Annotated in this window: 17 protein-coding genes; 4 read left to right on the top strand and 13 right to left on the bottom strand. The window is 65.3% G+C overall.

The features are described 5' to 3' along the window. Window positions 1-218: 218 nt before the first annotated feature. The 5 genes from DDT93_RS21295 to DDT93_RS21315 all read right to left on the bottom strand — a co-directional run bounded on the left by DDT93_RS21295 (window position 219) and on the right by DDT93_RS21315 (window position 6,226). Window positions 219-980 (bottom strand): IclR family transcriptional regulator, encoded by a 762-nt coding sequence (locus DDT93_RS21295; protein ID WP_109467921.1) that lies wholly within the window; start codon window positions 978-980, stop codon window positions 219-221. A gap of 150 nt (window positions 981-1,130) precedes the next feature. Beyond that, entirely contained in the window at window positions 1,131-1,511 is a 381-nt protein-coding gene (locus DDT93_RS21300; protein WP_109467922.1) for a nuclear transport factor 2 family protein, read from the bottom strand. A gap of 19 nt (window positions 1,512-1,530) precedes the next feature. After that, the gene (locus DDT93_RS21305; protein ID WP_109467923.1) at window positions 1,531-2,835 is read right to left on the bottom strand and encodes an aminotransferase class III-fold pyridoxal phosphate-dependent enzyme; all 1,305 of its coding nucleotides are present in this window, start codon (window positions 2,833-2,835) and stop codon (window positions 1,531-1,533) included. A 5-nt stretch (window positions 2,836-2,840) separates the two neighbouring features. Then, the gene (locus tag DDT93_RS21310; RefSeq protein ID WP_109467924.1) at window positions 2,841-5,015 is read right to left on the bottom strand and encodes a 3-hydroxyacyl-CoA dehydrogenase NAD-binding domain-containing protein; all 2,175 of its coding nucleotides are present in this window, start codon (window positions 5,013-5,015) and stop codon (window positions 2,841-2,843) included. Window positions 5,016-5,020: 5 nt separating this feature from the next. Then, window positions 5,021-6,226 carry an acetyl-CoA C-acetyltransferase gene (locus tag DDT93_RS21315; protein ID WP_109468104.1) on the bottom strand — a complete coding sequence of 402 codons (1,206 nt, stop codon included), beginning with the start codon at window positions 6,224-6,226 and terminating at the stop codon, window positions 5,021-5,023. Between the two features lie 179 nt (window positions 6,227-6,405). Between DDT93_RS21315 and DDT93_RS21320 the strand changes: the two genes are divergently transcribed. Then, entirely contained in the window at window positions 6,406-8,040 is a 1,635-nt protein-coding gene (locus tag DDT93_RS21320) for an AMP-binding protein (protein ID WP_109467925.1), read from the top strand. Window positions 8,041-8,102: 62 nt separating this feature from the next. Further along, window positions 8,103-9,275, top strand: a complete 1,173-nt coding sequence (locus DDT93_RS21325; protein ID WP_109467926.1) for an acyl-CoA dehydrogenase family protein — start codon at window positions 8,103-8,105, stop codon at window positions 9,273-9,275. 421 nt (window positions 9,276-9,696) lie between these two features. Here the strand turns inward: DDT93_RS21325 and DDT93_RS21330 are convergent, their stop codons facing one another. The 8 genes from DDT93_RS21330 to DDT93_RS21365 all read right to left on the bottom strand — a co-directional run bounded on the left by DDT93_RS21330 (window position 9,697) and on the right by DDT93_RS21365 (window position 17,976). Beyond that, window positions 9,697-10,959, bottom strand: coding sequence for a pyridoxal phosphate-dependent decarboxylase family protein (locus DDT93_RS21330; RefSeq protein ID WP_157960244.1), 1,263 nt, complete (start codon window positions 10,957-10,959; stop codon window positions 9,697-9,699). Between the two features lie 53 nt (window positions 10,960-11,012). Then, a complete protein-coding gene (locus DDT93_RS21335) occupies window positions 11,013-11,672 on the bottom strand; it encodes a GntR family transcriptional regulator (protein ID WP_198654930.1) in 660 nt (219 codons plus the stop codon). Window positions 11,673-11,746: 74 nt separating this feature from the next. After that, window positions 11,747-12,820, bottom strand: coding sequence for an amino acid ABC transporter permease (locus DDT93_RS21340; protein WP_109467929.1), 1,074 nt, complete (start codon window positions 12,818-12,820; stop codon window positions 11,747-11,749). Further along, window positions 12,817-13,989 carry an amino acid ABC transporter permease gene (locus tag DDT93_RS21345; protein WP_109467930.1) on the bottom strand — a complete coding sequence of 391 codons (1,173 nt, stop codon included), beginning with the start codon at window positions 13,987-13,989 and terminating at the stop codon, window positions 12,817-12,819. The genes DDT93_RS21340 and DDT93_RS21345 overlap by 4 nt, the downstream gene beginning before the upstream one ends. Beyond that, window positions 13,989-15,005, bottom strand: coding sequence for an amino acid ABC transporter substrate-binding protein (locus tag DDT93_RS21350; RefSeq protein ID WP_157960245.1), 1,017 nt, complete (start codon window positions 15,003-15,005; stop codon window positions 13,989-13,991). Before DDT93_RS21350 ends, DDT93_RS21345 begins: the two co-directional genes overlap by 1 nt. A 416-nt stretch (window positions 15,006-15,421) precedes the next feature. Further along, window positions 15,422-16,225 (bottom strand): phosphonate ABC transporter, permease protein PhnE, encoded by an 804-nt coding sequence (gene phnE, locus DDT93_RS21355; protein ID WP_109467932.1) that lies wholly within the window; start codon window positions 16,223-16,225, stop codon window positions 15,422-15,424. Beyond that, window positions 16,218-17,057, bottom strand: coding sequence for a phosphonate ABC transporter ATP-binding protein (locus DDT93_RS21360; RefSeq protein ID WP_232825527.1), 840 nt, complete (start codon window positions 17,055-17,057; stop codon window positions 16,218-16,220). The genes phnE and DDT93_RS21360 overlap by 8 nt, the downstream gene beginning before the upstream one ends. A 67-nt stretch (window positions 17,058-17,124) precedes the next feature. Next, complete coding sequence (locus DDT93_RS21365; protein WP_109467933.1) at window positions 17,125-17,976, bottom strand: PhnD/SsuA/transferrin family substrate-binding protein; 852 nt, start codon at window positions 17,974-17,976, stop codon at window positions 17,125-17,127. 86 nt (window positions 17,977-18,062) lie between these two features. Here DDT93_RS21365 and DDT93_RS21370 point away from each other — a divergent pair, with 86 nt between their 5' ends. Both DDT93_RS21370 and phnF read left to right on the top strand, forming a co-directional pair. Further along, on the top strand, window positions 18,063-19,202 hold the full coding sequence (locus DDT93_RS21370) for an alpha-D-ribose 1-methylphosphonate 5-triphosphate diphosphatase (protein ID WP_269800957.1): 1,140 nt from the start codon (window positions 18,063-18,065) through the stop codon (window positions 19,200-19,202). Further along, window positions 19,195-20,007, top strand: a complete 813-nt coding sequence (gene phnF / locus DDT93_RS21375; RefSeq protein WP_157960246.1) for a phosphonate metabolism transcriptional regulator PhnF — start codon at window positions 19,195-19,197, stop codon at window positions 20,005-20,007. Before DDT93_RS21370 ends, phnF begins: the two co-directional genes overlap by 8 nt. Window positions 20,008-20,088 lie beyond the last annotated feature (81 nt).

A 20,088-nucleotide genomic window follows, 5' to 3' on the forward strand; every position in this document is an offset into this window, starting at 1 on the left:
TCAAAAGGGGCTGGAACGCCGGGGATCTGCGCAAGAATTCATCAAATATCGGAAATACTACCGCCACAACTTCCGGTAATCGGATGTTTTTGACCCGCAACGGTAACTTTCACACTGAATGCCTGCCATTGATCCGGAAGGCAGCCGGAGCGATTCTCGGTCGGATCGAATGAGGTGTTCGATGGGTAGACTGAAGAGGGTTTCCGGAATCCGGAATGTCAGCTGCCGTTGCTGCGCAGGGACAGGGACAGCCGCTGCGCCGCGTTCACAAGCTGGGTCTCGACGATCCCGCGGTCGATGGTCGAGAAACGGTCGGCCAGTCCGAACACGGCGAGGGCATAGGTGATGCCGGTGCGGCGGTCTTCGACGGCGGCGGCATAGGACAGGATGCCGGGGTCGAACTCGTTGTTGCAGACGGCGATCTGCCGTTGCCGTGTCTGGACGATCTCGGCGCGGATGTCAGCCTCCTCCACCTTGGTGTTGGGGGTGAAGGCAGTACGTGGCAGCTTGAGGTACTCGTCGATGAAGGTGTCGGAACTGAGCGCGAGGAGAATTTTCCCGGTCGCGGCGGCATAGAGTGGCATCCCGCGCCCCGGTTGCACGAAGGACTGTCCAAAGGCGGTCGGAGTGCAAGTCGACATGACCTCGACGTTGCGGTCGGCGAGGCGGGCAAGGAAGGAGGTCTCGCCAAAGCGGTCGGCCAGATCCTTCAGGACGGGCGCGGCGGAATAGGTGATGTCTGCGCCGTTGGTCATCTGGCTGGCCATGACCCACATCCGCTCGCCCAGGACAAAGGCCTTGGTGTTGAGTTTTCGCACCGCGCCGACGCCGATCAGCGTGTTGAGCTGGCGGTGGACGGTGGCGACGACGAGATCGGTCGCGGCGGCGATCTCGGAGAGGGTGAGGCCGTCGGGGTGTGAGGAGAGCGTTTCCAGAATCCGGAAGGCACGGCCCAGCGGGGTATCGTCTACTTCACTCACGGGTCGTCTCTCCTCCGGCGCGCTGCGGGGACGCCTGTTTTGGCCATCTTGAAAATCAAGGCAAAAAAGTAGGGCGCCGCCTTGGCCAGCTATGTGGTCAGGCGGCGCCCTGTCAACTTGAAATTCCGAATTTCGGAAATCTGCGGGGGATCAGGTAAGGACGTGCCACGCCTTGACGACGATCCACCAGCGACCGTCTTCCTTGAGGAAGGTCAACTCGTTCACAAAGTGCGCCGGGGCATAGATGTCCTTGACGCGCGCATGGGCGGTGGTCGGGCTTGCGATGCTGAGGGTCACGATCTCGTCCTCGCGGACGTCGTTGCGCGATGCACCCGAGGGGCGGCCCGCCACGCGCTGCATGTAGGGTTCGTGGTCGAAGGCGGTGATCTTGCCGTCGATCATGGCGAAGAGGCGGCAGAGCGGGTGGAATACTTGCCGGATGCGGACCACGTCGCCCGCATAGATGGAGTCGAAATATTCCTGGATCAGCGTCTTGAGCAGGATCTCGTCGGATTGGGTCTGGTCGTTCATGTCGTGGGGTCCTTCGGGGTCAGGCCGCGGTGGGGGCGTATTCTTCGTCGGCGGCGGAGAGCGCGTGGTCGAGCACCTGCAGCAGGTGGTCGAGCTCGCTGTCCGAGATGATCAGGGCAGGGGCGAGGAACAGCGACGTCTGCTCGCCGCTGGTGCCGATCGAGACGTTCTGCGCCATGGCGGCGGCGACGACCTTGGAGGCGATGGGCGTCTCGCGGGTGGCGGCGGTCCAGTGCTTCCAGTGGGGGCCGTGGAACTCGATGGTCCAGTGCAGGCCCCGGCCATCGACGCGCGACACGGAGGGGTGTTTCTGGGCCATGGCGACGAGGCGCTCGGCAATCACCGGTTCCAGCGCGGCGACACGCTCCAGCAGGGCATCGCGTTTCAGGACGTTGAGGTAGGTCGAGACGCCGGCCATCGCGACCGGGTGGCCGCGGTAGGTTGAGTAGTTCTGCCATGCGGCATCTTCGAGCTGCTCGGTCAGCTCTTTGGAGAGGATAATCGCGCCTATGGGGCCGGCGCCGCCGGCCAGTGCCTTGCCCATGGTCACAATGTCGGGGCGCGATGTGCCGCCCTGGAAGGCGAACCAGCGGCCCGAGCGGCCTGCGCCGGTGACGACCTCGTCGGCAATCCAGAGCGCCCCGGCCCTGCGGGCGGCCGCGGCGGCCTGATCCTGATAGGCGGCGTCGTGATAGATGCCGCCCTGGGTGTAGTCGATGATCATCGCGGCGCTGTCCGAGAGGACACTGGCCATCTGGTCCTCGGTCATGGCGTCATATTGCACGACCCGCTCGCCATAGCGCGAGGAGTTGGGGGCCGAAATCACGCGGACCGGACAGTTGGGCGCCGCCGGGCTGACGGTGCCGTCGCCACGCGACAGGCCGCCGTGCCATTGCGGCTGGGTGGTCACTTCACGCGAGAGGCCGGTGAGGCCGTGGTAGGCCCGTTCGCGGGTGCCGATGGCGGCGCGGCCGGTCACGGCCTGCGAGAAGGAGAGGGCGAGGTCGTTGATCTCGGAACCGGAGAGGCCGAAGCGGACACCGCCGACCCAGTCCTTTTCCTCACCGAAGGCCAGCTCGATCAGGTCTTCAGCGGCCTTGGCGCGGCCCTCCCAAGCCCAGCCTTCGGAGATGGCCGGGTACTCGGCGGCCTTGCGAATGGTCTCGATCATGTCGGGGTGACGGTGGCCGAGGGCGCCGGCGGAGTTCGATCCGTCGAGCACCTTGCGGCCATCGGAGAGGGTGAACCAGCAGCCTTCGGCGCCGATGACAAAGACGGGGGCTTCATCGTTCGTTGTGAGGCTGGTGTTGAGGAGTCGCGACATGGCAGTCATCCTTGTGTCGAGGGGGCGGTGTCGAAGGCGGCCGCGCGGTCGAGCAGGGCCAGGAGGTCTTGGGCGGTGGCGACGGGCAGGGCGAAGCGGGCGCCGTGCCTTTGGGCGAGTCTTTGGCTGCGGGCGAGGAAGGCGCCTGCGCCTTCGCTGGCAATCAGGCGGAGCGGGCCGCCGGTCCAGGCCGGGAAGCCGATGGCCTTGATGGCGCCGGTGTTCACCTCGGCGGCGGACTGGATGACGCCCTCGTGCAGGCAGCGCAGGACATCGCAGCATTGTGCCGTCAGGTAGCGCTCGGCGATCTCGTCGAGGGTTGCGGTCGTTCGGGCAGGGGCGAGGTGCGAGAGACCCGGCCAAGGCGATTTGCCCGCGTCGGTATAGTCGTAGAACCCGGCCCCGGCGCGACGGCCTTCGCGTTTGTGGTCGTTGACGAGCGCGAAGATGACCCGTTCGCCCGGGTGGTCCTCGGGCGGTTTGCCTGCGGCGATGGCGGCCTCGGCGGCATGTTCGATGACTTTGATGGAGAGCGTGAGCGCCGTGTCGTCGATCAGAGACAGCGGCCCGGCGGGGTAGCCTGCCTGTAGCGCGGCGTTTTCGATCAGGGCGGCGGGGACGCCTTCACCGATGAGGGCCGCGGCCTCGTAGATGAACTTCTGGAACGCGCGGCTGGCAAAGAAGCCATGGCTGTCGGCCACCGTGATCGGCTGTTTGCGCAGCGATGTTGTGTAGTCATGCGCCAGAGCGAGCATTGCGTCGGAGGTCTGGGCCCCGACCACGATCTCGACCAGGTGCATCCGGTCGACGGGGGAGAAGAAGTGCAAGCCGAGGAAGCGTTCGGGGTGCTGGAGGGCCTCGGCGATGCCGGTGATCGAGAGGGCCGAGGTGTTGGAAGCAAGGTGGCCGTTTGCGGGCAGTAGGGCCTCCATCTGGGCCAGGACGGACCGTTTGAGGGCGATGTCCTCGAAGACGGCCTCGATCATCAGGTCGCACCCGGCGAGGGAGGGAATGCCTGCGCCGGTGGTCACGCGGGCGAGGAGGGCGGCGCCTTCGGCATCTGTCATCTGTTTGCGGTGAAGGGCGCGGGCGACGTCGGCCTCGATCTGGGCAAAACCGCGCGCGGCGGCCTCGGCACTGACGTCGGCGAGAATGACCTCGTACCCGGCGCGCGCGTTAGCAAAGGCGATGCCGGCGCCCATGAGCCCGGCGCCGAGGATGCCAACCCTTTCAGGCATTGGATGGGGCGGTTGTGCCTGCGGACGGGATGGCGCCCGTTTGAGGGTCGATTTGTCCTTGAGGTTCAGGCCGATGCGGGCCGTCGCCTCGGGGCTGACCGCCAGCCGGGCAAAGGCGCGGCTCTCGATACGCTCGCCGTCGGCAAAGCCGCAGGCCGCCACGTCGCAGATGGCGGAGAGGGCGGTGATCTCGGCCATCTGGTGTCCGTAGCCGCGCTTGACGTGGCCCGAGACGCGGCCCTGCATGGCAAGGTAGCGGCCGCGCTTGTCGAAATGGCCGCCGCCGGGGATCTTGTGGCGCTTTTGGTCCCAGGGCTTGGCGGGTGCCGGGTTGGCTGCAATCCAGTCGCGGGCGGCGGTGAGCAGCGCCTCGCGGCTGTCGGCGAGGCCGGTGACAAGACCGAGTCGCGCGGCCTCGGCGGGGGCGATCAGTTTCGCATCGACGATCAGCGGCTGGGCAGCGTCGCAGCCGAGCAGGTGGACGGTGCGCACCAGTCCTCCCGCGCCGGGCAGCAGGCCGATGGAGCATTCGGGAAAGCCGAGGCGGATGCGGTCATCATCCAGCGCAAAGGCCGCATGGCAGGCAAGTGCGAGTTCGAAGCTGCCGCCGACCGCCATGCCTTCGAGAAGGGCGACGACGGGCAGGCCGAGCGTCTCGATCCGGCGGTAGAGCGCCTTGAGGCGCTGGCTGTCGGCAAAACTCTCTTCTGCTCCGGCGGCCGCCAGCGCGGCGATCTGGTCGACGTCGCCGCCGACGCCAAAGGCCGCGCGGTCGGTGAGCAGGATCACGCCCCGGACAGGGTTGGCCTCGAGCCGGTCCAGCAGGGCGCCGAGTTCGTCCTTGAACTGGCCGGTGGTCCGATTCATCGGGCCGGAGGGATCGGCCAGCGTGACGGTGAGGATGCCGTCGTCGGCGAGGCTTTCGGTCAAGTAGTCAGTCATTCGTCTCAAACCCGTTCGATCACGGTGGCGGAGCCCATGCCCGCGCCGATGCACATGGTGACGAGGCCATAGCGACCCCCGGTCCGCTCGAGCGCGTCGAGCAGGGTGCCCGTCAGCATGGCGCCGGTGGCGCCCAGCGGATGGCCCATGGCGATGGCGCCGCCGTCGATATTGACCTTTTCCAGCGGTACGCCGGTTTCGGCCATGAAGTGGAGCGGCACGGAGGCGAAAGCCTCGTTCACCTCGAAGAGGTCGATGTCGTCGAAGGTGAGCCCGGCGGCATTCAAAGCCCGGCGTGCAGCTTCGGCGGGGCCGGTGAGCATGATCACCGGCTCGGAGGCGCAGAGGCCGGTGCCGAGGATTCGGGCCCGGGGGGTGAGGCCAGATGCCTCGGCCTGTTCGCCCGAGGCGACCAGCACCAGCGCGGCGCCATCGACAATCGCGGAGGAGTTTCCGGCGGTGTGGTCATGGCGGATCAACAGAACCTCGGGGTAACGCCCGAGGGCGACATGGTCGTAACCGCCGCGCCCGATGCCATCGAACACCGGAGCGAGCGCCCGGAGGCTCTCGACCGTCGCGTTGCCCCGGATGTTCTCGTCGCGCTCCAGCACCGAAAGGCCCAGTTGGTCGCGCACCGGTACCACCGAGCGGGCGAAATGGCCGTTCGCCCAAGCGCGGGCGGCGTTCTGGTGCGAGCGGGCGGAGAAGGCGTCGAGGTCATCGCGGCTCATGCCGCCGAGGGTGGCGATGAGGTCGGCGCTGATGCCCTGAGGGACGTAGTCGGTGGCGGTGGAGATCTCGGGGTCGAACTGCCAGGCGCCGCCGTCCGAAAACATCGGCACCCGCGACATGGATTCGACGCCGCCCGCGATCACGAGATTTTCCCAGCCCGAACGCACCTTCTGCGCCGCGAGGTTGATGGCTTCGAGCCCGGAGGCGCAGAAGCGGTTCACCTGCATCCCCGGGGCGGCCATGTCCCAGCCGTTCAGCAGGGCGGCGGTGCGGCCCATCGGTCCGCCCTGTTCGCCGACCGGCGAGACGCAGCCCAGCACGATGTCATCGACGGCCTCGGGCGCGAAGCCCGCGCGTGCCTGCAGTTCCGCCAGCAGACCGGCCACCATCTGCACCGGCTTGATCGAGGCCAGCCCGCCCCCGGCACGTCCCTTGCCGCGCGGAGTGCGCAGGGCTTCGCAGATATAGGCGTCTGGGATGGTGGTCACGTCGGGGCCTCCGCTGAGAATTTGATCAGAGGAAGATCATGGGTTTCGAATATTCGCAAGGTTTTTCCGATTTTCGCTATTCGAGCTTTTTGCGGGGTGCTAGCAAATAGGCAAGTTGGCGGGCCCGAGGGCCTGCGCCGGCGCGACTCGGGTTCGGAAAGGACGGCATCATGGGCAAATCGGCAGAATCGCATCTTGGACCGGATGGCAGCCTTTTCGGGAACCTCGCGCGGCAGGCGAAGGAGCGCCCGTATGCGCGGGCGACGGCCTATTACGGGGCGGACCTGAGCTATGCGCAGCTTTACGAGAAGGTGGGGCGGATTGCCGGTGCGCTGCTGACGCTTGCGGTGGCGCCGGGGGATCGGGTTGCGATCCAGATGCAGAACAGCCCCCAGTACATCATCGCCTATTACGCCGTGCTGGCGGTGCGGGGTGTGGTTGTGCCGCTGAACCCTATGTATCGCGCCGACGAGGTTGCCGCGATCCTCGGTGATGCCGGGGCGCGGGTGGCGCTGGTCGCGGAAGACATGCTGGACCGCTACGTGGGCTGGCCGGGGGCGGAGCGGCTGAGCGTGATCGTGGCGCGCTATGCCGACATGCTGCCCGAGGCGCCGGTGGCGGCGCTGCCGGAACTGGTGATGCGTGCGCCGGTGGAGTTTGCGGCAGATTCGCGGATGATTTCCTGGGTGGAGGCGCTTTGCGCTCCGATTCCGGAGGATCTGGAGGGGCTGTCGGCCCCGTCGGCAGACTGGGCCGTCATGCCCTATACCTCGGGGTCGACCGGCCTGCCGAAGGGCTGCCTGCACACCCACACCAGCGTGATGCACACGGCGGCCCTGCAGGCAGAGTGGTACGCACTAACGCCCGAAAGCGTTCTGACGGCGGTGCAGCCGCTGTTCCACGTCGCGGGCATGCAGGGCTCGATGAACGCGGGCGTCTTTGCCGGGGCGACGATGGTGATCCTGACCCGCTGGGATGCGGATGCCGCCATCGACCTGTTCAAACATTATGGTGTCACCTTCTGGAACGCCCCGCCCACGATGGTGGTCGACATGCTCTCACGCGGAGAGGCGGTGACGCCGGCGCTTGCCAAGGTGACCTGCATCACCGGCGGTGGGGCCGCGATGCCGGGGCCGGTCTCGGCCCGGCTAAAGGACCAGTACGGGCTGGAATACATAGAGGCCTACGGCATGTCGGAAACCATGTCGCCGACGCACCTCAACCCGATGGACGCGCTGCAGAGCGGGACCATCGGAATTCCCGCACAGAATACGCTGGCGATGATCATCGACCCGGAGACGCTGGCGCCGGTCGCCGATGGCGAGGTGGGCGAGATCGCGGTCTCGGGCCCGCAGATCATGGTTGGCTACTGGAACCGACCTGATGCCGACGCCGAGGCCTTCTTCGAGTACGAGGGCCACCGGTTCCTGCGTACCGGCGACCTCGGACTGCGCCAGCCGGACGGCTATTACAAGATCGTCGACCGGCTTAAACGGATGATCAACGCCTCGGGCTTCAAGGTCTGGCCGACCGAGGTGGAGAACCTCATTTACGGGCACGACGCGGTCGAGAAATGCTGCGTCATCGCCTCGCCAGACAGCTATCGCGGCGAAACGGTCAAGGCGCTGGTGCTGCTGCGGCCCGGCGCGACGCTGGGGGCCGATGAGCTGATCGAGTGGATGCGCCCGCAGCTCGCGGCCTTCAAGCTGCCCCGCAAGGTGGACTTCGTCGACAGCCTGCCGCTGACCGCGTCGCACAAGGTCGACTGGCGCAGCCTGCAGGAGCGCGAAGCGGCCAGCGCCTGAGCTAACCCAATCCCATGCAAGCAGGAGCCGCCCCGGGGAGCGGCCCTTAAAAGGAGTCTGCCATGATTGCCGAACTATCCTCCATGACCGATGACCAGCGGATGCTGGCCGACACGGTTGCAACCTTTGTCGAGCGCGAACTGAAGCCCCACGAGGAGGAGGTCGAACGGCTGGGCGAGGTGCCCGCCGATCTCGTCAACCAGATCAAGCAGCGCAGCCGGGACATGGGCCTCTATGCGGTGAACATGCCGGAGGAACACGGCGGCGGCGGCCTTGGCTATTCCGACCGGGTCTATGTCGAGCGCGAATTCGGGCGCACCTCGCGCGGGCTCTCGACCATCGTTAACCGCCCGGCGGTGATCCTGATGGACTGTGCCGGGGACCAGATCGACACCTACCTCAAGCCGGTGACGACGGGCGAGCGGTTCGAATGCTTTGCGCTGACCGAGCCCGGCTCCGGCTCGGACGCGCGCGGAATGAAAACGACGGCGCGCCGGGACGGCGACGACTACGTCCTGAACGGCACCAAGCACTTCATCACCAATGCGATCCTCGCGGATTTCATCATCGTCTTTGCCGTGACCGGACAGGACGAGACCCCGCGCGGCCCGCGTCCACGCATCACCAGCTTCCTCGTGGACAAGGCTCTGCCAGGCATCACGGTGACGCCGATGGACGTGATGTCGAACCGGGGGATGAAGAGCTGTTTCATCAGCTTCGACGAGGTCCGCGTGCCGGCGCGGAACATCCTCGGCGAAGAGGGCGCCGGGTTCAAACGGGCCAAGAAGTGGCTGTTCTCGGGCCGCATCTGCCTGGCCGCCTGCAATGTGGGGCTGGCGACGCGCGCACTGAGCGAAGCGGCGCAATGGGCCAATGAGCGGGTCCAGTTCGGCCAGCCCATCGCCCGGTTCCAGGGCACCAGCTTCAAGTTCGCCGATGGAGCGATGGAGGCGCACCTGGCATGGCTCGCCATTGTGGAGGCGGCGAAGAAGATGGACGAGGGTACGCTGACCGAGGCGGAAGCCTCCGCGGCGAACCTCTTCGCCTCCGAGATGCTTGGGCGGGCGACAGACAACGCGCTGCAGGTGCTGGGTGGCATGGGCATGTCGAAGGATGCGCCGTTCGAGCGCTACTTCCGCGATGCACGGGTCGAGCGGATCTGGGAGGGCACTTCGGAGATCCACCGCCATATCATCTCAAAGTATGTGCTCGATGGTGCAACCGGATCGCGTTAGAGCGGGCTGTCATTTTTGAACGGCTAGGGCAACGGACTTCGCGGATGTTTGTTGCCCTACACGCTTTCATCTTAGACCATTCCAATCAGGTTCGCGGCTTCGCCTCCCGAGCCAACTTGAAAAGTCTCAGTGCCGCCGTGCCCGACGAGTGGAGGGTCACGGCTCGGCATATAGGTGCTAGCCGACTGTCGTTGCGTCGACTGGTTAGAACTGTTCGAGAACCCCGTCGGAACGACCAAAGAGGCGATCTTGTCATCTAGGATCATGTCCGCCGATCTTGACGACCGCAGTTCAAATGGGAACCGCTTATGAGATTTAGTTCAGCATCTATATTTTACATAATCATCATTATATGCTGCTCACACACTGCCACGCCGAACACTTTGCAAAGCGCTATGAACGTCACCCAAGCGTCCCGCCCTCAGTAAACCGCCTCTAGCTTGGAGGTTTGCATCGGGTCGCTACGCACATCTTCTACGCAGGCACGCAGGTCGTGTAGGTAATCCTCGCGGGCCTGACCGTCGTGGAGCATGGAGAGCATCGCGTGCATCCCGCGCGGTGTGCGTGTCAGTCCGGGTAGCCAGCCGCGCGCCATCATGCGTTCGGCGACTGCGAGAATGTTGAGGGTGTCGGACCCGAAGTTGATGATCGAGACATCCGGTCTGGACCAAAGCCTCAGCCCTTCGATGGCCTCGATACCCTCGCAGTACTGGTCCACCATCGCGGCGAGGCGCGCTGCCGCGTCGCGGTAACCTTCCTCGCCCAAGTAGTTCAGGACCGCCCAGGCTCCGGCCACGGCGCCGCCGGGTCGAGTGCCGGCAAGGGTTGCAGTAGAAAAGGAGCCGCTGGGCCATGCGTCCGCCTTGAAGGTCGCCCGCTCAAGGTCGGCTTCGTCCCGGTAAAAGACGGTCGAGGCGGGCTTGGGGCAGAACCCGAACTTGTGCAGGTCCGCGGAGATCGAGCGGACGCCGGGAAAGCGGAAGTCGAAGTCCGGCGTCGGGCGGCCATTGCGGGTGAAGAACGGGGCGATCCAGCCACCGACGCAGGCGTCGACGTGCAGCCATGTCCCATAGGCGAGTGCGACCTCCGAGAGCTCCTCGATCGGGTCGATGACACCGTGAGGAAAACAAGGGGCGGATCCGACGATTGCGGCGGTGTTGCCGTCGATCAGTTCGGCCATGGCGATTGGATCGACCCGGTAATCGTCGCGCAGGGGCGCGCGGCGCATCTCGAGGTCCATCGCATCCGCCGCCTTGTCGAACGCGGGGTGCACGGTGATCGGCACGACGATGTTCAGCCTTGTCCCGGCCCCCTGCCCGACACGGGCGCGGTGCGCGTCTCGGGCAGCCTTCATCGCGATGAAGATGCTCTCGCTGCCACCCGAGGTGAAGGCCCCTGCCCCGCCTTCGGGCGCGTTGAAGAGATCGAGCCCGAAGTCCAGCACGTCCTGTTCCATCGAGGCGATCCCGAAGAAGGCGCGCTTGCGACCGAGGGCGTTCTCGCTGAAACACTCGAAATAGGCATCCCGCCCGACCTCGTAGGTGGCCTGATCGTTGCGGAAGACAAACAGCGGCGTCCGCCCGTCGCGCCAGGCCAGATCCTGACCCGAACGGGAACGGATCTCGGATTGCAGGTCGGTCCAGCTGCGGCCCGTGGCGGGAAAGGGCGAACGGGGCGAGGTCATGGTCGTATCCTTGTTTCTATTCTTTCTGGCAATCGAACCGCGTGGCTGGCGGTTCATTCCGCCTCTTCGAAAAACGCGATAATCCGACGGGAGCCTTCCGTGAGGTCGCGGGTGATGGCGGCCCGGGCGGCTGCGGGATCGCGCGCGCGCAGAGCGTCGATCAGCACCCTGTGATTGTCGTATCCGGCAAGGGTCTTGCGGTAGCTGACGGGCAGGTGATTTCGCGTCGGCCCGGCGCGCAGCCAGAGCCGGTCGATGATGCCCGTAAGGGTCGGCTGCTCCGAGGCGCGGTAGATCGTCAGGTGCAGTTCCGAGTCGAGCCGAAGCGCGTCACGGAACCGTTCTTCGCCGATCGCGCGGGCGAGGTCCTCGTTGATGCGCTCCAGATCGTCGAACAGCGCATCACCGGCCTTCAGCGCCGCCACTTCCACCGCCATCGGTTCGAGCAGGAGGCGGATGTTCGCGATCTCGCGGTACTGTTCGAGGGTCAGCGTGGTGGCCGAGTAGGTTCGGTTGAGCGCCGAGTCCAAAGCACCTTCGTTTACGAGGCGCATCATCGCCTCGCGTGCCGGAGTCAGGCTGACACCGAGGTCCTTGCAGATGCTGCGGGCCGAGATCTTCTCGCCCGGCGCCCACATCCCCAGAAGGAGGCCGTGGCACAGGCGTTCATAGACCTTCTCGGTCAGGGTGCCGCCGCGGTCGATCTCGGTCATGTCGGCGCCGCTCGCACCCGCTCTCAAAATCTTTTCAAGGTGTAAGGCCATCATTGCTGTCCCCGATCCTCCCTTTATTTCTTGTGTTCGCGGCTGCTGACGAAGCGATGCTCGATCCGCCGCCCGTACCAGGAGATGCCCCCGCACATGACACCGTATATTATGCCTGCGAAGACGTAGGCTTCTACATAGAACCCGATCCAGTCCGGGTCCGCGAGCGCCGCCTTGGTGGTGCCCAGCAAGTCCATCATCGCGACGATGACGACGAGCGAGGTGCCTTTCAGCGCCGAGATCACCATGTTCACGATTGCCGGAAGCACGATGACAAAAGCTTGCGGGAGGATGACCTTGGCCATCGTCGCTACGTAGCCGAGGCCCAGTGCGGCGCAAGCCTCGTACTGACCGCGCGGCAGGGATTGCAGGCCACCGCGCAGCACCTCGGCCATGTAGGCCGCAAAGAAGATCACGATGCCGGTCAGCGCGCGGCCGATCCCGCCGGGGGTCAGACCCTCGGGGAGGATGACCGGCAGAAGGATCGACGCCATGAAGAGTACGCTGATGAGCGGTACGCCCCGCACCGCTTCGATGTAGACCGTCGCGGCGACGCGGAACACCGGCAGGCGGGATTGCCGCGCCAGCGCCACGGGCACCGAGAGCACGAGGCCAAGGCCGGAGCCGAACACCGTCAGCAGGATCGTGAGCGGCAGGCCGCCCCAGTCCGCGCTGGAGACCTTCGGCAGGCCCGGCAGTCCGCCCGCCATGAGCACGAAATAGAGGATCAGTCCTGCCCCCCAGGACCAGACGAGGCGGCGCCCCCAGCAGCTTGGCGTCAGCGAGGCCATGACCAGCCCGACCAGAACCGCCGTGCCCGCCGCCGCGCGCCATTGCTCCGGGCCGGGAAAGCGACCGAAGAGGATCAGCCGCATCTTGTCCCCGATAAAGGCCCAGCAGGCACCGGTCGCGCCATCGCAGGCCGCGCCGCTCTCCCGGCGCCAGACCGCATCGAAGACGGCCCAGTCCAGCGCAGGCTTGAGGATCGCGATGAATGCCAGCAAGACCAGCAGGTTCAGGCCCGCCGCGAGCGGCGAACGAAGCTGGCTCCGGACAATGTCGGCGAAGCCGGAAGTTATGGGAGCTGCCCTCGTCATCGGTGCTGCATCTGTACGCGGGCGTTCACGACGTTCAGCAGGGCCGAGATCAGGAGACTGAGCATCAGGTAGATGATCATGATCAGGGCGATGCACTCGATGGAGCGGTTGGTCTCGGACAGGGTGATGTTCGCGACACGCACGACCTCGGGATAACCGATGGCGACGGCAAGCGAACTTTCCTTGGTCAGGCTCAGGTAGGAGTTCGTCATCGGAGGCGTGATGATGCGGAATGTCTGCGGAATGACGATCAGACGCATGATCTGGCTGCGCCGGAGCCCGAGCGACAGTCCGGCCTCGGTCTGGCCCTTCGCAACGCCCTGGATCCCGGCGCGGATGATCTCGGCGTTGAAGGCAGCCGTATAGAGCGTCAGGCCGATGACCATCGCGGCGAACTCCGGTGTCAGGGTCCAGCCGCCCTTGAAATTGAAACCGGCAAGCGCGGGCATGTCGAGGCTGAAGGGTGCGCCGTAGGCGAGGAAGACTGCAAGCGGCGGACCGAAGATCATGGCCAACCGCCATTTGGGTGCAATCACCCCGTCCCGCTGCCGGGCCATATGGCGCAACAGGATCGACAGGGCGAGGCCCGCGACAAGGGCCAGCAGCATCGGCAGATAGGCCGGATCGGGCGCGATTGCAGGTACGTAAAGCCCGCGGTTGGTCAGGTAGACACCCTCGACCGGCGAAAGCGCCTGCCGCACTGCGGGCAAGCCCCGCAACAGGAAGGTGTGCCAGAAAATCAGCTGTAGAAGCAGCGGCATGTTTCGGAAGACTTCGACATAGAGGCGGCAAAGCCGCGCCGCCAGAATGCTGGGTGACAGCTGACCGAGGGCGATCACGAGACCGAGGATGGTAGACAGGATGATCCCGCAGACCGCCACCTTGACCGTGTTCAGCAGCCCGACGAGAAAGGCGCGAAAGTAGGTGTCGCCTGCCTGAAAGGGAATGAGGCTCTCTCCGAGTTCAAAGCTGGCGTGCTCGCGCAGGAAGCCGAAGCCGGACTGCGCGCCGCCACGTCCCTCGATCCCGGATGCCGCCTGGATGAACCCCCAGACGAGGGCGGCCAGAAGCACACAGAAGACGATCTGCGCCTGAACCTCCCGCTGCCGCATCCGGCCGGCGAGCCGTGCCCCGAAGGGCAGGCTGCCGGAGAGAGCCCCACTCCGCATTACTGCCAGCCGGGTGCGGTCAGTGCGCCGCCGTCCCGAAGCAGGGCGTTCAGTCCGCGCGGCACCTGAAGCGGGCTGTTGGCGCCCAGGTTGTTGTCGTAGAACTCGCCATAATTGCCCACGGCCTTGATCACGTTGACCATCCAGTCGTTCGTGGTGCCCATGTCGGCGCCGATGGTCCCTTCGACGCCCAGCAGGCGCTGCACCCGGGGATCGGTCGACGAAGCGACCATTTCGTCCACGTTGGCCTTGGTGACCCCGAGTTCCTCGGCGGTGACCATGCCATAGTGCATCCACTGCAGCAGCTTGTAGAAGCGCGGCGAGCCTTCGCGGATCATCGGCGCCTCGTAGGACTTGGCGATCACATCCTCGAAGATCACATGCTCTTCGGCGGTCGACATCTTCTGACGACGGATCGCAAGGTAGGGCGGCTCCATGGTGACGGCGTCACAACGGTTGTCGAAGTACATCGAGAACAGCTGGTCGCCGTTCTCGGCCGCCACCGGGGTGAAGCTCATGCCCTTGGCCTTGAAGTAGTCGGCAAGGTAGCGCTCGGTGACCGTCCCGGCGAGAACACAGATCGTTGCCCCGTCCATCTGGTCGTAGTCGGTGGCCCCGGTCGACTTGTGGACCATCAGGCCCTGCCCCGTCATCATGTTCGGGCCGATGTAGCTGAAGCCCAGCGTGGTATCGCGCGAGATCGTGGCGGTGACACTGCGAGAGAGAATGTCGATCTCGCCCGAAGCCAGCGCGGGAAACTTCTGGGCCCCGGTGACCGCGACGAACTTCACCTTGTCCGGCGTGCCGAAGATCGCCGCCGAGGCGGCCTTGCAAAAGTCCACGTCAAAGCCGCTCCAGTTTCCTGCGTCATCCAGAAAACCGATCCCGGCCAGGTAATCCATCGTTCCGCAGGTCAGTTCCCCGCGAGCCTTGATCTCGTCCAGCAACTCCGCGCTTGCGCTTGTGGCGGCAAGGCCGATGACAGCTGCGACGACATTCAACAGGCGCCTTCTCATAGTCATATCCTCCGTGCGGTGTGGCCGGTTTCCACGCCGCCGCCCAGGCCACAGGAGCAACGGTTTTTCTGCCGTCATAGTGATATGCGATATATCACATGTCAAAATGTTTCTTTACCGAGGAGCGGATGCTGCAAATTTCGCCGGGTGGTGACCGAGCTGAAATCTTGTTTTTCTTCGCACTTTCAAAGTCTTGATGCGTGCGCTGAAAATCCTTGCAGCACCGGGGACTGGCATGCCTCCGGAGGTCAGACGCCTGCGGCGCCGCGTTTCGCATCCAAACGAGAGTCGGCTGAGGGGTGAATCGCTCGGAGGAGCGAGGCAAATATTGCGCCGTGCTTCGTGCTGACAAGCGCGATTCAGGGTCGCGTCAGCGAGGTGACCGGGAGCAGCCGCACAGGCTGCTCCGCACGTTCCTACTGGAGGCTCGCCCGCAGCCGGTCGGTCACGTATTCCATGACCAGAACGATGACGAAGATCGCGAGGATGATCATCGACGCGTTCTTGTACTGGAAGAGGTCGAAGGCGACCTTGAGTTCCTGACCAATCCCTCCCGCACCGACGAGGCCGAGCACGACAGAGGAGCGCACGGCCTTTTCCAGCGCAAAGAGCGAGGTGTTGATCAGCGAGGGTGCCGCATCGGGCAGGATTGCGCCAAAGAGGATCGACATGCGGCTCGCCCCGATGGCCGACAGCGCCTCCTGCGGCTCCTTGTCGGAATCCTCCATCGCCTCTGCGAAGAAGCGACCGCAGAAACCGACGGTGTCGACGATGATGGTCATGGTCCCGGCGACCGCCCCGAGACCTACCGTGGCCACGAAGAGAAGGGCCCAGACGAGATCCGGAACCGTGCGCAGCAGCGAGACGAAGGCCTTGACCAGGTAGCCACCCCGCCCGAACGGCGTGATGCCACGCGCCGCGAGCCAGCCGACAGGCAGGCTTAGCAATACGCCCACGGCAGCCCCGACCAGTGCGATCTGGAAGGTTTCGACAATGCGCAGGCCGATCCGCTTGAGAAACGCCGGATCGGTATTGGGCGGCAACATGCGGTCGACCAGCGACACCATGCCGGGGACCCCGTCCACCAGTTGTTTCGGGCTGGGCGCGACCGACTGCATGGAGCTGAGAATGAGTCCGCCGGCGGCCACCAGCAGGATGAAGGTCACCGGAGAGAACCCGGACCAACGTCCGGGCATCAGCGTATCGCGTGCCTCAGGCATCGAAGGTCTCCTGCAGATCGCGGTCGGTCACATCGGCGCTTGGCCGGTCGAGGAAGATCCGGCCCTGACGCAGCGCGACCACCCGGTCCGAGAACTCGCGTGCGTGGGCCATGTCGTGCGAGGTGAAGAGCAGGGTGATCCCGTGCTGCTTGCACAGGCGCGAGAAGAGCTCCATCACATCGCGACCGGAAACCGGGTCGAGGCTTGCTGCCGGTTCGTCCGCGATCAGCAGCCGCGGTCGGCGCACCAACGCGCGCGCGATGGCTACCCGTTGCTGCTGCCCGCCCGAGAGCGCATCGGCCCGGCGCAGCGCAAAACTCTCCAGATTGACCTCGCTCAGCGCCTCCAGCGCCGCAAGACGCCAAGCTTCGGGCGCGATGGCCTGACTGAAGCCGCGCCAGCTCCCTTCTGTTCCCAGCATCCCGTGCACCACGTTCGACAGCACGGTCCGGCGCCGAACCAGGCAATGTTTCTGAAAAACAAATCCGGTCGACCGTCGAATGTTGCGGCGCTGGCCCGCGTCGGGCAGCCGGGAGAAGCTGTGATCCATCACCGTGACGCGCCCGCCGGAGTTTGGATGAATCCCGATCAGGCACTTCAGGAGCGTGGACTTGCCGCTGCCGTTCGATCCGATCAGGGCCACGCGCTCGCCTGCACGAATGCTCAGGTCGATCCCCTGAAGGACCGGGGTCGCGCGGTCATAGTATTTCCTGAGGTCGGAGGTCGCGAGGATCGTCGCGGCCCCATTGGTCGTTTCCTCACCCTGCCGCAGCGGAGTGATGACATTCTCGGGCAACAGACCGGAACGGGTGTCTTCAAGCAGGTCCGGCACGTCGCAGCTCCCGGGAACAAGGAAGGGCGGGGCAGATCGCCTGCCCCGCCGGAAAGGAAACGACCGGTCAGTCGCCAACGAAGGAAGAGGTATCGACGCCGATGGTCTTGTACATCTCGCGGACGTAGTCGTAGTCGCTGTCGTCGACCTTGGTGAGGAAGAAGCCGCCTTCGTACTTCTTGTTGTCCTCGCCCTTGGTCACGGCGGCCATCAGGTCGGCGCTGTCGTTGACAAAGGCGTCGGCGATCTTGGCCAGCGCATCGGCATCAAGGTCCTTGCGAGCGACAAGGATATCGTTGGGCAGGTCGCGGCCCCGTGCGATCACGGTGAATGCCTGGTCCGGGAAGGCTTCGCGGATGCGGCGCAGGTGCCCTTCGTTCAGACCGACCGCCTGAACATCACCGCGGATCAGCGCTTCGATGGCTACGTTGCGCGAGATGATCTGCGGCTGGTAGTCGGAGGCATAGGCGAGGCCGAAGTCGGAAAGCACCTGCGCGGGCCCGAGGTGCTGCGAGGTGGAGCCGACCGAACCGAAGGTCACGATCTTGCCCTTGAGATCGGACACCGACTTGATGTCGCCTTCGGACATGGTGACGATCTGCGCGTAGTAGTTCGGACGCTGCCAGGCCACCACGATCTTGGCGTCGGTCAGTTCCTTCATCACCACGTATTCCGCCGGGCCGGTCAGCACGAGGTCGACCTGACCCTGGTTCAGCGCTTCGACCGCGGAGGTGCGCGAAGACACCGGGTACAGCTCGATGTCGAGCCCGGTCTTGTCCTCAAGCGCAGCCTCGAAGGCCGCGAATTCCTGTTGCAGGGCCTCGAGGCCCTCGATGTCGGTCACGGCAAACTTGATCGGTTCGGCGGCAAGCGGGGTCGCGAGGACCAGGGCCGCGACGGTCAGAATCTTGCGAAACATTTTTGGCTCCAAGGTTATGCTGTATACACAGCAATGTCACACAAGGATGGGATAGATGATTCCTGTAACGACACCGTGACGCGCAGATAACGAGGACCGAGCAGATGCGGAATTGGACGATCAAGGGTGGCCGCGTGCTGACCGATGGCGGGTTCGAGGAGACCGATCTTCACCTCGCCGAGGGGCGCGTCGTGGCAGAGGCCGCGACCGACGCGACCGAGGTTTCTGCGAAGGGCTGCCTCGTCCTGCCAGGCATCGTCGACGTCCACGGCGACGGATTCGAACGGGTGGTGCGGCCGCGTGCGGGGGTCGACTTCCCCCTGCCCCTCGCCCTCGAGGAATCCGACCGGCAAATGATCGGCAACGGGATCACTACGGCCTTTCACGGGCTGACCGCCTCGTGGGAAACCGGCCTGCGCAGTTTCGACACCGCCCGCGCGTTCCTTGACACCCTCGCGGCGGTGACCCCCACGCTCGACTGCGATACCCGCGTGAACCTGCGGTGGGAGGTCTACTGCCTCGATCCCGTTGACGAGCTGATCTCGTGGCTGGACCGGACGCCGGCGATGGTGCTGTCGCTGAACGACCACCTGACGCCTTACCTCGAACTGCCGCCGGACCATCGCAAGATCGTCCGCATGGCCGAGCGCATGGACATTTCGCGCGAAGATGTCGTGGCGCGGATCGCCGCGCTCCGGGCCCGCGCCGACGAGGTTCCCGCCGCCGTCGCCCGCGTTACCGCCGCCGCCACCGCGCGGGGTCTGACCGTCTTTTCGCACGACGAGACCTCCCCCGAGGATCGCCGGGCCAACCGTGCACTGGGGGTCACGGTTTCCGAGTTCCCGATGACGTGGGACACCGCGCGCGAGAGCGCCGACGGCGAAGAGCACATCGTGCTCGGCGCCCCCAACGTGCTGCGGGGCGGGAGCCAGAACAATGCCATCGACGCCGAGCCTGCCATCGCTCAGGGGCTCTGCACCGTCCTGGCGTCGGATTACTACTACCCGGCCCAGATGCTGGCCGCCTTTGCCCTCGCCGATCGCGGAATTGTCCCGCTGGAAGACGCCTGGGCGCTGGTGTCGAGCGGCCCTGCGGAGGCGGTGGGCCTGCATGACCGGGGCCGCCTGAAACAGGGGCTCCGGGGCGACCTGTTGATCCTCGATGCCGATACCCGCAGACTGAAGTCCGTTTTCGTCAACGGCAGGAGGGTGCTCCAGCGTGACTAGGCAGATGAACATCGACGGTGTGAAGGGCGCGGCGCTGGAAAGGCTGCGCGAGATCGGCAGCGTCCCCTATCTGCCCAAGCAGGACCGCGCCATCTGGCTCCAGGTCTATGACCGCATCGGAGAGGCCTGCGTGAACGGTCCCCTGCTCCCCGGGTCGCGGTTGCCCGGCGAGTTCGATCTTGCCGAACTCTTCTCGGTAAGCCGCATCACCATGCGCAAGGCCCTGTCGAAACTGCAGCAGGAGGGCCAGTTGCAGGCGCGCAAGGGGGCCGGGATCTTCGTGCGACGCAGCCGGACGAGCTATACCGTCGACGACGGCCTGCGGTTCTCCCAGAGCCTCGAGGCCAACGCCGATACCATCGAAACGCGCACCCTCGAACTGTCGCGTGTCGAGGCCGATGCCGAGAGCGCGGCATGGCTCGACATAGCCGAAGGCAGCGAGGTCATCCGGCTCAGCCGGGTGCGCGTCGTTGACGGCGCGCCGATCTACCTTGCCGTCAAGGATTTCCCTGCCCTGCTGTTCCCGCAATTCGAGCAGGAATTCGAGCCCGCGCAGTCCGTCACCGACGTCTACCGCGCACACGGCATAGCTCACCACACCCGGGGCGAAACCCGTGTCACCGGCAAGTTCGCCAGCGAATCCGAGGCGGCCGCGCTGCAAGTCACGCACCGCACTCCGCTCCTGCACGTGGTCTCGGTCAATCTCTCACCCGAGGGCACACCCATCGAGTACAACCGTGGGCGATGGGTCTTTTCCGCGGTTGAACTCGTCTTTGGCGGCCGACACCCCGAAAGCAGCGCTTAATCGCATGAGACGGGGGCGATCACACTGCCTGCGAAGTGATCCCCGATTCCGAAGTACGAATAACGCGCCTGCATCGCGCAA

Origin of the sequence: Albibacillus kandeliae (assembly GCF_003116585.1) — a bacterium.
In the GTDB taxonomy this organism is placed as follows: domain Bacteria; phylum Pseudomonadota; class Alphaproteobacteria; order Rhodobacterales; family Rhodobacteraceae; genus Albibacillus; species Albibacillus kandeliae.

What these genes read in the sequence shown, in the direction of transcription:
- DDT93_RS21320 (WP_109467925.1), top strand. Translation starts at nt 6,406, where the DNA reads ATGGGCAAATCGGCAGAATCGCATCTTGGACCGGATGGCAGCCTTTTC.
- DDT93_RS21325 (WP_109467926.1), top strand. Translation starts at nt 8,103, where the DNA reads ATGATTGCCGAACTATCCTCCATGACCGATGACCAGCGGATGCTGGCC.
- DDT93_RS21350 (WP_157960245.1), bottom strand. Translation starts at nt 15,005, where the DNA reads ATGAGAAGGCGCCTGTTGAATGTCGTCGCAGCTGTCATCGGCCTTGCC.
- DDT93_RS21335 (WP_198654930.1), bottom strand. Translation starts at nt 11,672, where the DNA reads ATGACCGAGATCGACCGCGGCGGCACCCTGACCGAGAAGGTCTATGAA.
- DDT93_RS21365 (WP_109467933.1), bottom strand. Translation starts at nt 17,976, where the DNA reads ATGTTTCGCAAGATTCTGACCGTCGCGGCCCTGGTCCTCGCGACCCCG.
- phnE (WP_109467932.1), bottom strand. Translation starts at nt 16,225, where the DNA reads ATGCCTGAGGCACGCGATACGCTGATGCCCGGACGTTGGTCCGGGTTC.
- DDT93_RS21340 (WP_109467929.1), bottom strand. Translation starts at nt 12,820, where the DNA reads ATGACGAGGGCAGCTCCCATAACTTCCGGCTTCGCCGACATTGTCCGG.
- DDT93_RS21300 (WP_109467922.1), bottom strand. Translation starts at nt 1,511, where the DNA reads ATGAACGACCAGACCCAATCCGACGAGATCCTGCTCAAGACGCTGATC.
- DDT93_RS21310 (WP_109467924.1), bottom strand. Translation starts at nt 5,015, where the DNA reads ATGACTGACTACTTGACCGAAAGCCTCGCCGACGACGGCATCCTCACC.
- DDT93_RS21305 (WP_109467923.1), bottom strand. Translation starts at nt 2,835, where the DNA reads ATGTCGCGACTCCTCAACACCAGCCTCACAACGAACGATGAAGCCCCC.
- DDT93_RS21345 (WP_109467930.1), bottom strand. Translation starts at nt 13,989, where the DNA reads ATGCGGAGTGGGGCTCTCTCCGGCAGCCTGCCCTTCGGGGCACGGCTC.
- DDT93_RS21330 (WP_157960244.1), bottom strand. Translation starts at nt 10,959, where the DNA reads ATGACCTCGCCCCGTTCGCCCTTTCCCGCCACGGGCCGCAGCTGGACC.